Source organism: Synergistaceae bacterium (genome assembly GCA_017443945.1).
Lineage (GTDB): Bacteria > Synergistota > Synergistia > Synergistales > Aminobacteriaceae > JAFUXM01.
In genome coordinates, this window is sequence record JAFSXS010000111.1 from 33,370 (window position 1) to 47,600 (window position 14,231).

Here is a 14,231-nt window from a genome sequence, read left to right on the forward strand (position 1 = left end):
AAAAATTTAACGTTCCGCAAAAATATCCATTCCAACGGCCTTCTCTACGCTGCCCCGAATCGAAGCAAGCCCCGCACCTGTAGCCCCTGAAGGACTCGGCACCGGTAAGACGCTGGTCTGATATTGATCATTAACTTCTTCTACTTTGCTCGTGAACTCGACAAATAAATCTTCCTGAATAAATACGACTGCATAATCTTCACGGGCTAATTGCTCAAGTGTATCGCAAAATTTTCCGCGCGTTTCAGGAGTTAATATAACACTTCTGACTCCTACTGCTTGAAAGGGTAAGGCCATTTCATAATAACCTATTGCGGCCATTGGCTTATTATCTGCCATTGCTCAAAAGCCTCCTTCCGAACTCGCGATCTAATCCGCCTGCAACACAAACTAGAGCGACGCGCATATTTCTAGCTTCTGACTCTTTCGTCAATAAATATAATAATACATTCGCCGGAGCATCCATTGAATATTTTGCACTCTCTAAGACTCTCAGCAAATAATCATCAAGTGATTTAGATACTTCAGAGAGCGATAATTTAATATCCTGCGAGTCCTGTAATGCGCTTAACACTGACGAAATATCAGAATATGAAAGAATCCTCGCCCATGTCTCTTGAGGTTCATTCAATAATTTTGCCATGTCATCGGCTCTAATAGTCCCGCCGCCGTGCAAAAATGGGAGTGCCTTTGCGCTTTCGTATTTCATTCGTGCGAGTCTTATTATGCTGCGTAAATTCTCGACATCAATACGCGATTTAACCCAGTGTAAAATTTCGGGCATATTCAGGCCTTCAGCAACTTTTAATAACGCCTTAAACATTGCATCATCGATTAATAATTCAACTGACTGGGCGTTTTTCGTCTGATCCCAGACCTGCCAGCACAGAGGCAATAAATCAGTGAGTCCATAGGGCAAAAATCCGTATTCTTCAGTCTCAATCGCAAGTTTTAACTCTTCAGTGTCAATAGTTCCCAGCTTAGAGAGTAAATCATAACGCCGGCCTTCAGAATCGCCGCCCCTGACTTTGAATAAACCCTTTAGCAAGACTTTCACATTATGAAAATCATATGGCAGCCTGAAAATATCAAGCAATTCTTTATCCGGTACAAATGACTCTAACTCTTTGCAGGTTGCTAGAATTTCCGAGTCAATTGCCTTGTCAAAACTTGCTGCTCCTGAAATCCACTGTGAATAACTTGTATCGCCCAGTGCCTTTAATGCGTCATCAATGCCCGCGCTATCCATAAGACGCGAGAAAAATGCCGGCTCAAGCAAGTGATTTTCCATTCCCCGTATTCTTGCTACGGTATAAACGTAACTCACCGGCTCTGCACCTCCTTACGCAAATAACCGCTTCACGACTTCGGTCTCAATATCTTCACGGGCAGCAGCTAAAAGCATATCCCATGAACAATTTGTGTCGATTTTCTCATTACGAAGCACAAAACCGCCGCTGATTGGTAATTTCTCACTTGAAAGAGTCAAGCTCGTATTATTTGCTGAATTATAGCCGTCGAGCCAGCGTTGATCTAAATGCTTTTCATTTTTGCCGACAAAGACGACTTCTTTACCAGTTACTACAGCTTGTTTCATGAGAGAATCAGCAAATTTTACGTATTTATCGGGTGCAAGCTCCGTCATTTGCTTTAATGATGCCTCGAAAGCCTCACCGACTAATTTTTGACGAATGCCTAAATCGATTCTTTTGCCGTCAAGTTCTGCAACTATTTCACGTCTTCTCAAAACTTCCGGCTCTTCCTTTGAGAGTCTGGCCGCATATGAGTCCTGAACTTCTTTAATTTCTGCGTTTACTTTGCGGCTGATCTCGCGGACTTTTGCGTCATTCTCTGCCTCAAGTGCCTTAATTTGTGCCTGTGAATCGGCTTTAATTTTTGCTTTAATGTCTGCAAGTGCCATTTATCAACACCTGCCTAATTAACCTACCCGAACTCCCATGAGCATTAATATACTCGTAAGAAGTGCAAGGACTGCATAAGTCTCGACCATTGCGGGGAGAATTACTGCTTTGCCCATTGCTTCAGGCTTCTTTGAAATCATTTGAATCGATGCCGCTGACGTTTTGCCCTGCCAAATTGCTGAATACCAGCCGACAACTGCTATGGGAAGACATGACGCGAAAATCTGCAAACCCTGATTCCAATTTAACGCCACTGCACCCGCGCCGCCAAGAAGTCCGATTTTGCTCAACACAAAGAATGCGATTAAGAGTCCATAAATTCCCTGTGTACCGGGTAAAGCCTGAAGAATTAAGCACGAACCGAATTTGTTAGGGTCTTCAGTCATGACTCCTGCTGCTGCTCCACCTGCTATACCGATTCCGATTGCTGACCCTATGCCGGCCAGAGCTGCTGCTAATGCTGCTCCGAACAGTGCGAGTGAAAGTCCAAGAAGTTCCATAATGATAAACACTTTCCTTTCGAGTAAAAATTTAAATATTTACGCCTTCACAGTTACATATTCCTGCGACAGCGTCAACGGTGTGAACGGTTCTCCGCCGCCCGAATAAAATTTGCCGAAAAATTCGACGTATTGAAGTCTTAACGGGTGCACAAAGCTTCCCAGCAAGTTAATTGCTATGCTGAAAATATGCCCGCCTATTACAACTACTACTGCTACGAGCCAGCCGACATATGGAATATCTGAAGCAAGCCCGCCCAGCAAATTAATTACTACTCCGATTACTGCCGAGCCGAAGCCTAATGCTAATAATCTGCTGTAACTCAAAATATCGCCTAAATATGACGTTGCGCCGTATAAAGCCAATAATCCGGAAGTTATACGCTTGAAAATATTGCGCTCGCCCTTGCCTGCATACAAGAAAATTATTACCGCTCCGAGTCCTGCCATTGCCGCGCCTATTTGCTGGAAATGTGCCGGGAGCATTCCGCCCATTGTTACACCCAGTAAGCATAAGCCGACTATAAACAAGAACCATGATATATCATGCCCGATTGCGTCAATAAATTCTCCGTGCCTCATTCTGTCATATGCCGCGATCAATAATCCAAACATTAAATGAATCACGCCGATTAATAGCGAAATTCCTAAAACCTGCATGGGATTCTTCATCGGGTCAACGAGCATTAAAGAATTCTTAACAGGCACTAAAGGAGGCAGGAACGCGTCAATAAAATCTCCAAAGAATGAGCCTGAAATCACGCCGTAAATAAACGTCGAGACCGAGCAAAACAAGAATAATCTTATAAATTCCTTTATGCCGCCTGACATTTTTTTATACTTTTTCAAGACGTACATAATTGTCCCGAATAAAACAAGCGCATATCCCGCATCACCTAAACACATCCCGAAAAATATCCAGAAGAAAGGCGCGAGTAAAGGCGTGGGATCTATGCCCCTATATGTCGGTGAAGAATATAGCTCAGTTAACACATTGAAGGGCTTGACCATGTTGCTGTTATTTAACAGGCTCGGCGGCTCTTCATCGGGTGCGGGGTCATTCAAGACTAATTCAAGATCTGTGCTGACTGCGTTAATTTTTTCGCTCAATTCTTGAGTCTTATCTACTGGAATCCAAAATTTTGTCAGCATTGTTGACTCCGTCTCTTCACTCTTGGCCATGCCGTCATAACGCGCTGAAAGACTATTATAATAATCAGATAATTTCTGAATCGCCGGCATATATTCTTGTGAACATGCTTTTAACTTGGCTGATAATTCACTTTCTTTGCTTTCAAGTTCAGTTATCAAAGCTGAATATTTTTCATGCTCTTCTTCAGGAGTTCCCGTTAAAGCTGCAGGGACATCAATAATTGTTAATCCGTTTTTCGCGCAAACTTCCCGAATTTCCGAGTCAACACTGCGCGAATAAATAACAGCGGCGCAAATATCCTGTGATTTGTCCTTCTCGTTATAGGGAGCTACTATTAATTCACTGTCCTGCGCAAATTTGGAGAAATCACCGAGTGCCGCTTTTAGCCCGCTTAAATTCTCGGCCTTAATAGTTCCGATTAAAGCTGTAAGGGTGCGGGTGCCTTCTGTTACGACTGAAAGGGGATAAGCAAAAAATTTCAAGCCTGATAATAATAACGAATTAGATCGTGCTTCAGACAGTTTAGTTCTTACTTCTCCGATTTCCTGTTCAATTGAGCGAATAGACTCGCTAATCGCCTTCAAATCCGTTTTTGCTGCGAGCTGCTCAAGTTCTGACATAGTAACTTCGTCTCGTTCGCCCAGCATTCTATCAAGTGCCGGAACTGGGTCAACATACAAAGGCGAAAGAGTCCGAGTCAAATAACGAACATCCGCAAGTTTTTCATCAGTCTGAGAGATTAAAGCCTCAATATCAGCAGGTTTAATACTTTCTTCAACTGTGCTGATAATTTGACATGCTCCCAAGCCCTGAAGAATCGCCGCAATCTGTTCATGAACGGATTTGTGATAATACAGTTCTGCTTTCTTAAGCCTGGCTACTCCCATATTTCTTCATCACCTCTTCCGTTATGAATGAAGCAGCTGCAGGGATTTTATCTTTGTGCTTATTATAGAAAGATTTTGCGTCTGCCTCACGTTTTGTGAGTGTAGCTGCTGCCTTAGTTTCTGCGGCCTCTTCTGCTCTGCGGATTTTGTCTCTGAATTGTCGTGCTGCGTTTTGCCGTGCTTCCTTCAAAGAGTTTTCTGCGTCTGCAGTTGCCCGATTGAGTTTCTTGGCTGCGTCTTCTCTTGCTTTCTGAACGGACTCAGCTGCTTGAGTCTCTGCGGCCTTAATCTCGGCTATTGTAGGGTTATCCGCCATTTTGTAATGTTCACCTCCCGTCGCGTGTATATATAAAATTTTGTCATGGAATTATTACGCAAGCTATTATACAAAAAATTTAAGCTCATTCAACAGTTAAAGCACTTAGCTTTTATATTATGAGAGTCAAGACTCGCTAAAAAGTTTGTTTGTGCAATAATATTTACGGCAAAAAATTTATTATAATTATAATATCGTTAATTCTATAACAAATGAGGACTATATTTATTACATGGAAAATTTATCGCGTTTAATTCAGGACACTTCAGAGGCTTTTAACTCGTCGGGATATGCTTTCTTTAACATTGAGGCACATATATTTTGCGCGTTAATACTGGGAATATTATTTTTCAGGCAGCAAAATTTTTCAGATCAGAAAGAAGTCCGCATAATTTGGTCGAGAATTATATTTGTGCAATTTCTTTACTGCCTCGCTAAAATTTTTAGAGTCCTCGCTGACGTGAACATAATAAATAATTCCCCCTTCATGCAATATATAGCAGCTTTCATAAATTTTGTTTTATTCGGCCTTATAAGCTGGCTTGTATTCATTTACAGTGAATTATATCAGGACTCGAAAATGTTTGACTCGCTGAAAAATAAAATTATTTCATGCTTGCCAGTTGCGTTTAATGTCATAATGCTTTTATTGACTCCCTTCACGGGATTATATCTTGATATTTCCGGCCCTGTCATGAAAGAAGGCGCGTTATTTCCTGTGATGTTAATTCTTGATTTATTATATCCTGCGGCGGCGTTGATTCTCGTATTTTCTCGCGGACGAATCAATAATAAATATGACATTGCGGCAATTTATCCGGATTTATTCTTAATCTGCGGCCCTGTTCAATTATTGAGTCCCCGCGTGCCCTTCTTGTGCTTTGCTATGATTATAGCTGATATGCTTGTATATATTAGTTATGTAGACGGCTTGATTTCTATAGATCCACTGACAAAAATTTCAAATCGAAACGGTTTTATACGGGATTTGACTCATAAATTCATGACGGGCGAACGAGAAAATTTGCATTTATTTGCGATTGATATAGAAGACTTAAGCGCGATTAACGGCAAATTTGGAAGACTTGAGGGCGACAGGGCACTAATTATCACTGCTCAGGCACTAAAAAATTTCAGCGAACACGAGTATACATGCTATATAGCGAGATATTACGGCGATGAGTTCATGATAAGCGCAAATATAAATAATAACGAGATTGAGATTTTCACAGAAAGAGTGAGAAATTATATCAGCAATGAGGCGGCCAAGAATAAATTAAAATTTTTCCTGCGGGTAAATATAGGCTTTGCAAAATATGAGAATTACAGCAGGAGTGAGACAATTTCAGGATTAATTAATGAGTCGGTGCGTTCACTAAATGAGGCAAGGGAACAAAGACGATTTAATGCAGCTTGGCCGGGAGTCAAGAAGTAAATAAATTCCCCCTCACTCATACAAGCAAGGGGAATAATAAAATTTTTTAGCTCAAGAAATCAAGTAATGACGGCTGAATCAAACGTGAAATTATTGCTAAATTCGCCTGATACATATAATCAGCTACCATTAACTGCGAAATTGCGTCGGCCGGGTCAACTTTCACGAGATTATCATAATTTTCCGTCATGATTGCATTCTCGCTTATGAGTCTATCATTATTATAATTATATCTTGCCTGCAATGCCCCGTTTGATGACATCACAGTTAAAATATTATTTATTATATTATCGATTTTAGGGATCATTTTTTCAGTGATTGCGTCCCTGTTGCCTGAATTTACAGCTGAAATAATATCATTGATTACTCCGAACCCGTTTTGTTTTGCAGTATTTGCGCCGCTCCTGATTGTTGCGTTTTGTGTGTGAATGCCGGAGTCGTAAAGGCTGCTCGAGTCAATCCCCCGCGAGTCAGTCCCGTAAGATTTGCCCTCAAGATTATAGCCGCCTCTGTAATAAGTCCTGAATAATTCTTCATCACCTAAGAAATCATTTGTTATGTCGCTGCCGTTCTCATCAGAAAATTTTATCTCAAGACTATAACCGCGCTGAGACCATAAAACAAGCTCATTATCTTCGTTAATCTCGGCTCTTACGTCATAATCCTGCATTCTCGCATTAATGAATTCTGCAACATCATCGGCCTTAATTACGCTGTCGTCCGTAACATCGCGCAAAGTCGTTAAATCTAAAGTGTGAGAATACCCCGCCACTTTGATAGTTAATGAATTCGCCGGGAAGTTCTGATTTTCAATATCCCATTCAAAACTAGAGTCCATTATGCCGTCATTATCGCCGTCGGGATTGAGTCTGCCTTGAATGCTGGTAGAAATTCCGAGTGCGTCCTGTGCAATATGGCCTTTTACGTCAATAATATTTACTGCTGAGCCGTCAACTGATGAGATCGAAATTAACGGATAATCGCCGGTGTTTCTTGTCGCGTCTTGTCCCATATGTTCGTCATAATAATTCACGTAAAGCCAATCGCCCGCCTGAGTCCTTATCCTGTCCATGATGTCTTTTACTGTGTCAGTTGCGCTGATGTCAATTTCTACGGAGTGGCCGAGATTTTCGAGTCTGATTGTGCCGTCTCTAAAATTTTCGCCTGCGTCTGAGTAGGCATCTTCAAAAGCTGCGTTATCTTTCATGGGAACAAGAGTCTGCTTTAAATTTGAAGTTACTCCGCCGTGAATTCCCATTTGTGCAGCTATACCGCCTGAATAATCATTCCATTCAGGATCAGTGAAGGGCAGATCTACAACTGTGAAGGCTTCACCTGAAAGAAAATAAATCGCTGAAGAGTCTTCAAGTTCCGAGCCTGTGCTGTCAACGTGAGCATTATATCCCATAATTTGCTCGCCAGCTTGAGAATTTACGCCGTCAACTATTGCCTTCATTACTTTATTTCTATCAATAAAGCCTGTTTCAGGGTCAATTACTGCGTTTTTCTTGATATTTACGTCATAAGTCATGCCGCAGTTCATTTGGACTCGCATTTGAACGCCTATATTATCATCAACACAGGGAGCAGAAGGAAAGTTTACGCATTTTGTGCCAGTCCCTGCGCTTGAGTCAGTGTAGCCGTCAGTTCTTAGTGCAGTCGAGAGTCCTAATTTATCAGCGTAATTATATGAGTTCATATCTAAAAATATAACTTGCTCACCGTTATAGCCGCGAATAACGAGTCTCTTTGTTGCTGCTTCAGAGTCGGCCGTGCTGCGTCCCCAGTCATCGTCTTTATCTTCACTGACTGTAACTTCAAGCCATCCCGCCCCGGCATTCTTGAGTCTATCTGCTATGTAATCAAGGCTGTAATCACCGGGATTTAATTTTATTTCTACTGACTTCCCGCCGCTCATAACTTTCCAGTGTAACTGTTCGCCGTCTTTCACCGTAAAATTTTCGTTCAACGGGTCAAACTCGCGACTCTTCATTGCCGTCTCCATGCCTAAATAATCAAATACATCCATATGGCTGTGATCTATTATTCTTGTCTGATAAGTAGCTTTTATTGAATTATTTGACGTGAATTCGAACATGTTTAAAGCTCCGCCGTCGCCTATTATAGAAAGCGAGGGATAATTAAGAGCTTCTAAGGCCTCATTTATTGCGAGTCTGTCTTCAGGTAACTGCCCCGTTCTCTGAGCAGTAACAACTAATCTATTACCATCAGCAGAAGCCCGCGAATATACTCCGGAAATAGCATTAATTTTATCTGCAACGTCTTCTAATGAGTCGCCTTCATTGATAAAAATTTTTGAAGTTGTAGCCGGGTCATCGCCTAATATTATAGTCAATGAGCTTGAAGTACTTGTGATTGAGTCTTCAGAGATTCCGAATAATTCATTAATTGCGTTTCCTGTTCCTGTTACGGTGATTTCTCCCTTAGTCGACTGCATAATTAACCGGCCTGAAAGATTCCCCGATGTCATTGCGGCAAATGGAGTCCCGTCGGCCTCGCCTGAAATTGTCTCGTTGATTTTGTCAATTAATGCCGTTGAAGTAGTTATACCCGTTAAATCAAAATCGTAATCATTGCCGTCAACTGAAATTGTGAGAGTTCCCGAGTCGTCCGTGCCGTGCCAGCCTACAATATTTGTATTGCCCATGAGTCCGTTAATGCTGCCTGAACCGCTTTGCCAGTCGACTCCGTCTAAATCAAGACTCGTTATTGTCGCCTCCATAGGCATATAATCAGTATCAGGCCACCCTGTTATGCCGATTTTCTCGCCTGTGTTGCTGCGTAAAATCATTTGCTGGATTCCGTTCTCGTAGTCCTTCTCAATTGAAGCATGTACAAGCATATCGGCTCCCTGCTGTTCGAGCGAATTATTTATAATCGTAGCTAAATCGTCAAGGCTGATTCCTGTAACCTCGTTCGGGTCTCTATAACCGTTATCATCAGAAAAATTTACATTGCCTGAATTAGTCTTGTTGCTGTCATAGTCCTGCCAGTCTTCAGGAATAAATACAGAGAGTGTGCGGTTTCCTACAGTGATTTGTACTTTCTCTTCGCGGCCTGTCCACTGCCAATCAATGGGAACATAATGCGAGCAGATAAAATAAGTATTCTCATTAGTGGGCATTAAATTATTTCCGGCAAAACTCACATCACCGAGCAAGCTATCACTAAGGGCGTATTTAATTCGTTCGTCTGATCCGCGATATTCAATGCTCCCGTCTGCTAATTCTACAAAAGGTTGAGTCGTCGTGTCAGTGCCCCCGAAAATATATTGCCCGGCAACTTTTGTATTAAGATTATCGAGCATAATTTTTTTATTGGCCTCGATCTGGTCAGAAATATCGCGTAATTGACTCGAGTCAAGTGCTGCGTCCCCTGCCTCAACAATGAGATCACGAATAGCCTGGGCAGCGTCTAAAATATTATTCATTGCGCTGTGTGAATGCCGTAAAAGTGTTATAGCATTGCTTGTATTTTCCTGATATTGATCATTAGCACTCAATGCCGACTGAATCGAGAGTGAACGCGAAATCGCCGCCGCATTATCCGAAAGTTTTGTATATTTATTTCCTGTAGCAATTTGCTTTTGTAATTCCTGCAGACCTCTTTGACTCGCCTGTAAAGAATCTAGCAAACTCCCGTACATTGTCGCTGTAGTTAACCGGCCATACATTTTTTATTTTCTCCTTTTTTGAATCTCTATATCTATAAAATAAACGCCCTCCCGTATCCTTCCGGAAGAGCTGCCAAATTTCAACGGGTTTATATTATTTATCGGTCAATAAATATAAATTATTCAATCAATCGCCCGCAGATTTTAACGCAAATTTTTATCTGCCGACGAGTCCGAATCCGTTAATTATAGTATTCAGCATTTCGTCCATTGCAGTAACATATCGCGACATCGCCCCGAACGCACGATTTAGAATTATCATATCCATTAATTCTTCGTCGATATTAACGCCGCTGACTGATTGACGCTGTGAATCAATTTGATCGCTCACTGTAGCTTGAGTAGTATACATTAATTTTGCGTGTGAAGCGTCCGCCCCGATTTCAGAGAGCATTGAGTCATAAACTCCGGCAATAGTCATAGTTCCGTCTGCTACTACTTTAGCCCAGTTAAGATTCACCATTCTTGACGCATTAGTCCCGTCTCCTGATCCCCCGCTTGTTCCGCTCATTGCGAGTCCGTTCCCGTCCTTCTTGCCCATTGCCGCGCCTATCAGTGAAGGGTTAGCCTCTATTAAATCAGTAACAGTTAAATTATTTGCTGCTCCGGCCTTAGTTGCAAGACTGTTAAAGAAAGCTACTCCGGTCATATTAATATCTGAAGAAATCCCGTAGCCTGAATATTGATAAGCATTCATATTTTTTGCGAGGTTGTATGCTATCTCGTCAAGTGAATCTTTCAAATTCGGGACAAAACCGTCGCGCAATTCCTCAAGTCCCTTAACTGAACCGCCCCGCACATGATGTCTTACTGTTATGCCAGTTACTCCGGTATTCTTGAGATTGAACCACATTCCCTCGTTTACTTCTGTTAATAATGACGCGCTGTAATCGGCCGTCTTACCTGCTGCGGGAATCCTGCGGGCTTTGTTAAACATGTTATCACTTGATAAATAACGCACTCCGCTCAATGAGAAAGAAGCATCCATTGCTATGCCGTCATTGGGAATATACGCGACTTCTCGATAACTCGTAACAGGGTCGCCGTTGTCATCAAGAATATTATCAAGAGTAATCTGTTCGTTTCGAGTGAGTCCCAGCCTGCGCAAAACCTGCATATTTCCGTCTTCTGATCCCATTAGAGTAATTCTCTGTGCTTCTCCTGCAACATCGGCGGAAATTGTCAAATAATATGACTGGTCGGATGCTTGATTAATTGACGCGTGAACCCATTGTTCCGGCTGAGTGAGTCCAAATTCTGCCTGATACTTTTCATTAATTTTATTGCGTATAGTCGTGAGTGAGTCCGTGCTTTCTACGTCAATTGTAATAATGGGATTGTCATTTGCGAGTCCCATTCGTGAAGCTAGATCGCCGGTTATATCGGAAATTGACAGCAAATAATTATCTCGTGATTCAATATAAAATTGAGTCTTAGTTCCTGATGCCGGGCCTGCTACAACATTGAGTCTAGCAATTGAATCGCCGCCGCCTGAATTCTTTGATTTCGTGATGGTGTCAGCTATAAATTGATTCATGTCCTGAACTGTTAAAGTTTCGCCCGCCGTTGTAGTGTTGCCTAAGTCGCTGCTAAGAACCCATTTTCCTGTTGAATTATTCCAATTTACGGAAATATCAACTTGATCATCAGATACGCCGATTCTGAAAGTATATTTTTCGCCCGCTGTGCCTTCTGGTAAAATTTCGCCCTTTTCGAGACCGAGTCCCTGATTATCATTAAAAATTTTTGACGTTACGCGAGTCCCCTGAGTCCCGACCTGAATCCTAAACGAACCCGAAATATTTAACGCATCATCAGGATCTAGTGGCCTGCTTCTCATGTTTACGCCGGTTAATTCTGCTTTCTGTTCGGTTAAAGCTCCTAACATTCCTGTATAATCAGTGATTTCAAGCGGGGACTCTTCATTTGTTGAAGTCGTGCGGAATTCAAGAGTGTTATTTGTTGTGTCCGCTGTAACTTCAAGATTTACGGGGATTCCTAGTGTGTTAGAATTTGCTTTATTATTTATGAAATCTGCCAGAGTCTGAATATCTAAATCTCCTGATACAGTCTCATAAATAACTGTAACATTTCCATCGGAGTCCGTGCTTGTTTCGGGCGTATTGTCAATTTTTGCGCGCAATTTCCACCCGCCTGAGTCCTTGTCGATTTTAATAGTCAAAACGTGGGGTGTCTCGTCATCGTCAAGACTTCTAAATGATAATTTATAGGGAATATCAGCGGAGTTATCATAACTTAATATTATGCCGTCCTCAAAACTTGAAGTAATAGCCGCACGAGTCTCTAAGCAGTGAGCATCGCCGCCGCCCGTCGTCCATTCTACACCGTTCGCGAGCCTGTCAACTGCTAATTGATAATTACCTTCAGGGCCAGCCGCTAAAATGTCAGCAACTGCCGGATTCTCTACAATGTCAAATTCATTCTGCGCGACTTGGACATCATAATAAACTTTATTGTCCCACATGAAAGCATGAGCCTTTAACTCTCGAACATTATCGCCCTGCACTATAGCTTTACCGTTAAGAGTAACAAAGAATTCACCGGGGACTCCGTTTGATTCTAACGGCTCATTATAAGAAATATCGATCATTTTAGAGAGCTTATCAAGTAATAAATCGCGCTGATCCCGCAAATCATTAGCGTTCTGATTCATAGCTTCGGCCTTGTAGATTTCATGATTCAACGCGGCAATATCGTATAACATGCCGTTTGCTTCCGTTACAGTTTCCTGAATCTCAAGATTTATGGAATTATTATAAGTGTCAAAATTTGCGTCCAAAGCAGAAAGCATATCACCTATTGAACGAGCCGCCTCAACAAGACTTCTTCTTGCTGAAGTATCTTCAGGAGATTGCTGGACGGTCTGCAATTCGGTGAAAAAATTATCCATTGCCGAACGAATCCCCGTAGAATTCGGCTCAGCTATATAGCTTTGTATATTGTCGTATAAATCATTGATTTTCTCCCAGTAACCTAATAATGCTTGATTGTCTCTGAACTGGAAATCAAGAAATTGATCGCGGATTCTCTGTATGCTCTCGACATTTACGCCCTGACCGACTTGGCCTATATTCGGCAAATCCATAGGTACGGCTGACCCTAAATTTACGCGCTGACGAGAATATCCCTCTGTGCCCATGTTTGAAATATTATGCCCGACAGTTTGCATTCCCAGTCTGAAAGCGTTTAAAGCATTTCTGCCGAGTTCTAAGCCTCCGAATGTGCTACCCATTTTTATACTTCCCCCTAAATAAATAATTAGCCCGTGAAATCAGCCGAACCAGCTTGTGCAACGTCTCCCCCTAACGGAAAACCCGGCGAGCCGGCTGAGATTCTGCGATATTCAGAGAGCAGCATTGCCGTATATTTCTCGTTCTGATCTATAAGGCCTTCAAGTATGATCATTTCAGATTTTAATACAAAGACGGACTGTGTTAATCTGTTTGCAGCCCCGTCAAATTTTGCGCGTTCGTCGTTTTCCATTTTTGACGCGAGAGAACTTGCTTTTGGCTCACATGAAAATTTTGCGGCGAGTTTCTTTGCTAAATCATTGCGTAGATTTTCACGAGTCTGAGAGTCAAAGAATAAATCTCTAATTTCGTCCATGAGAGAATTAATTGACTCTTTGTCGCCTGCTCTCATTGCCTCGCGCTGTTCTCTAATAGCGTCAACAAGGTCATCTATAGAATCTGCCTCATCAAGAACAGCATTAATTAAATTCTCAACTTCGGCACGCATGATTACTCAATATCAAGCATTCCCGCAATTATTAAGGCATTGGCAACTTTATCTAACGGGGGATTATATGTCCCTGACTCGATTCGCCCCTTAAAGTCTGCCACGACGTCATCACGTACTTCGGGAATATTTTTCATTTCAGCGTTTACCTTTGCAAGCAGTGAGCCGAATGAGCTTATATTTGCATTGTCAGACTCTGCCGAAAAATTGCCGTTGTAAGATACATTGCGTTTTGCTTTCCTGTTATTCAGAGCGTCAATGTTATATTGCCCTGAAATTTTGCCTATCATCGTGTTCACTCCTCTCACTGATAAAAATTTTTGTAACTCTGATTTTGTGTTAATTCTCGGTATTCTGCGCTGTTATCTTTAACGAAAATTTATTTATTTACACAAGAAATTTTTTTACTGGGTTATTGCTTACTTCCGGGAAAAGTAAAAATTATATTTATCACAATAAAATTTTTGCTGTGTAAGTGCCTGACTCCTGAAAAAGTAAAATATTTCTGCTCACTATTATATTTACACAAGAAATTTTTTTGCTGAGTTATTGCTTGCTCCGGAAA

At 41.7% G+C, this 14,231-nt stretch carries 11 protein-coding genes; 1 reads left to right on the top strand and 10 read right to left on the bottom strand.

From position 1 onward, the window contains the following. Positions 1-6: 6 nt before the first annotated feature. Genes IJT21_11410 through IJT21_11435 form a run of 6 tightly spaced genes read right to left on the bottom strand, consistent with a single transcriptional unit; the run spans position 7 to position 4,778 of the window. Positions 7-339, bottom strand: coding sequence for a V-type ATP synthase subunit F (locus IJT21_11410; protein MBQ7578858.1), 333 nt, complete (start codon positions 337-339; stop codon positions 7-9). Next, positions 329-1,327, bottom strand: a complete 999-nt coding sequence (locus tag IJT21_11415) for a V-type ATPase subunit (GenBank protein ID MBQ7578859.1) — start codon at positions 1,325-1,327, stop codon at positions 329-331. The genes IJT21_11410 and IJT21_11415 overlap by 11 nt, the downstream gene beginning before the upstream one ends. A 15-nt stretch (positions 1,328-1,342) precedes the next feature. Then, entirely contained in the window at positions 1,343-1,921 is a 579-nt protein-coding gene (locus IJT21_11420; GenBank protein MBQ7578860.1) for a V-type ATP synthase subunit E, read from the bottom strand. A gap of 18 nt (positions 1,922-1,939) precedes the next feature. Continuing rightward, positions 1,940-2,422 (bottom strand): V-type ATP synthase subunit K, encoded by a 483-nt coding sequence (locus IJT21_11425; GenBank protein MBQ7578861.1) that lies wholly within the window; start codon positions 2,420-2,422, stop codon positions 1,940-1,942. 39 nt (positions 2,423-2,461) lie between these two features. Further along, positions 2,462-4,462, bottom strand: coding sequence for a V-type ATP synthase subunit I (locus tag IJT21_11430; GenBank protein ID MBQ7578862.1), 2,001 nt, complete (start codon positions 4,460-4,462; stop codon positions 2,462-2,464). Next, positions 4,443-4,778 (bottom strand): hypothetical protein, encoded by a 336-nt coding sequence (locus tag IJT21_11435; protein ID MBQ7578863.1) that lies wholly within the window; start codon positions 4,776-4,778, stop codon positions 4,443-4,445. Before IJT21_11435 ends, IJT21_11430 begins: the two co-directional genes overlap by 20 nt. A gap of 232 nt (positions 4,779-5,010) precedes the next feature. On the opposite strand from IJT21_11435, the gene IJT21_11440 reads away from it, so the two are divergent. Then, on the top strand, positions 5,011-6,213 hold the full coding sequence (locus tag IJT21_11440; GenBank protein ID MBQ7578864.1) for a GGDEF domain-containing protein: 1,203 nt from the start codon (positions 5,011-5,013) through the stop codon (positions 6,211-6,213). Positions 6,214-6,259: 46 nt separating this feature from the next. Here the strand turns inward: IJT21_11440 and flgL are convergent, their stop codons facing one another. The 4 genes from flgL to IJT21_11460 all read right to left on the bottom strand — a co-directional run bounded on the left by flgL (position 6,260) and on the right by IJT21_11460 (position 13,956). Then, positions 6,260-9,907 (bottom strand): flagellar hook-associated protein FlgL, encoded by a 3,648-nt coding sequence (gene flgL / locus IJT21_11445; GenBank protein MBQ7578865.1) that lies wholly within the window; start codon positions 9,905-9,907, stop codon positions 6,260-6,262. Positions 9,908-10,064: 157 nt separating this feature from the next. Then, the gene (gene flgK, locus IJT21_11450) at positions 10,065-13,160 is read right to left on the bottom strand and encodes a flagellar hook-associated protein FlgK (GenBank protein ID MBQ7578866.1); all 3,096 of its coding nucleotides are present in this window, start codon (positions 13,158-13,160) and stop codon (positions 10,065-10,067) included. A gap of 26 nt (positions 13,161-13,186) precedes the next feature. Continuing rightward, the gene (gene flgN, locus IJT21_11455; GenBank protein ID MBQ7578867.1) at positions 13,187-13,666 is read right to left on the bottom strand and encodes a flagellar export chaperone FlgN; all 480 of its coding nucleotides are present in this window, start codon (positions 13,664-13,666) and stop codon (positions 13,187-13,189) included. A 2-nt stretch (positions 13,667-13,668) separates the two neighbouring features. Beyond that, on the bottom strand, positions 13,669-13,956 hold the full coding sequence (locus IJT21_11460; protein MBQ7578868.1) for a flagellar biosynthesis anti-sigma factor FlgM: 288 nt from the start codon (positions 13,954-13,956) through the stop codon (positions 13,669-13,671). Positions 13,957-14,231 lie beyond the last annotated feature (275 nt).

Coding starts and splice junctions, on each gene's coding strand:
- IJT21_11410 (MBQ7578858.1), bottom strand. CDS start 339: ATGGCAGATAATAAGCCAATGGCCGCAATAGGTTATTATGAAATGGCC.
- IJT21_11420 (MBQ7578860.1), bottom strand. CDS start 1,921: ATGGCACTTGCAGACATTAAAGCAAAAATTAAAGCCGATTCACAGGCA.
- IJT21_11425 (MBQ7578861.1), bottom strand. CDS start 2,422: ATGGAACTTCTTGGACTTTCACTCGCACTGTTCGGAGCAGCATTAGCA.
- IJT21_11430 (MBQ7578862.1), bottom strand. CDS start 4,462: ATGGGAGTAGCCAGGCTTAAGAAAGCAGAACTGTATTATCACAAATCC.
- IJT21_11435 (MBQ7578863.1), bottom strand. CDS start 4,778: ATGGCGGATAACCCTACAATAGCCGAGATTAAGGCCGCAGAGACTCAA.
- IJT21_11440 (MBQ7578864.1), top strand. CDS start 5,011: ATGGAAAATTTATCGCGTTTAATTCAGGACACTTCAGAGGCTTTTAAC.
- flgL (MBQ7578865.1), bottom strand. CDS start 9,907: ATGTATGGCCGGTTAACTACAGCGACAATGTACGGGAGTTTGCTAGAT.
- flgK (MBQ7578866.1), bottom strand. CDS start 13,160: ATGGGTAGCACATTCGGAGGCTTAGAACTCGGCAGAAATGCTTTAAAC.
- flgN (MBQ7578867.1), bottom strand. CDS start 13,666: ATGCGTGCCGAAGTTGAGAATTTAATTAATGCTGTTCTTGATGAGGCA.
- IJT21_11460 (MBQ7578868.1), bottom strand. CDS start 13,956: ATGATAGGCAAAATTTCAGGGCAATATAACATTGACGCTCTGAATAAC.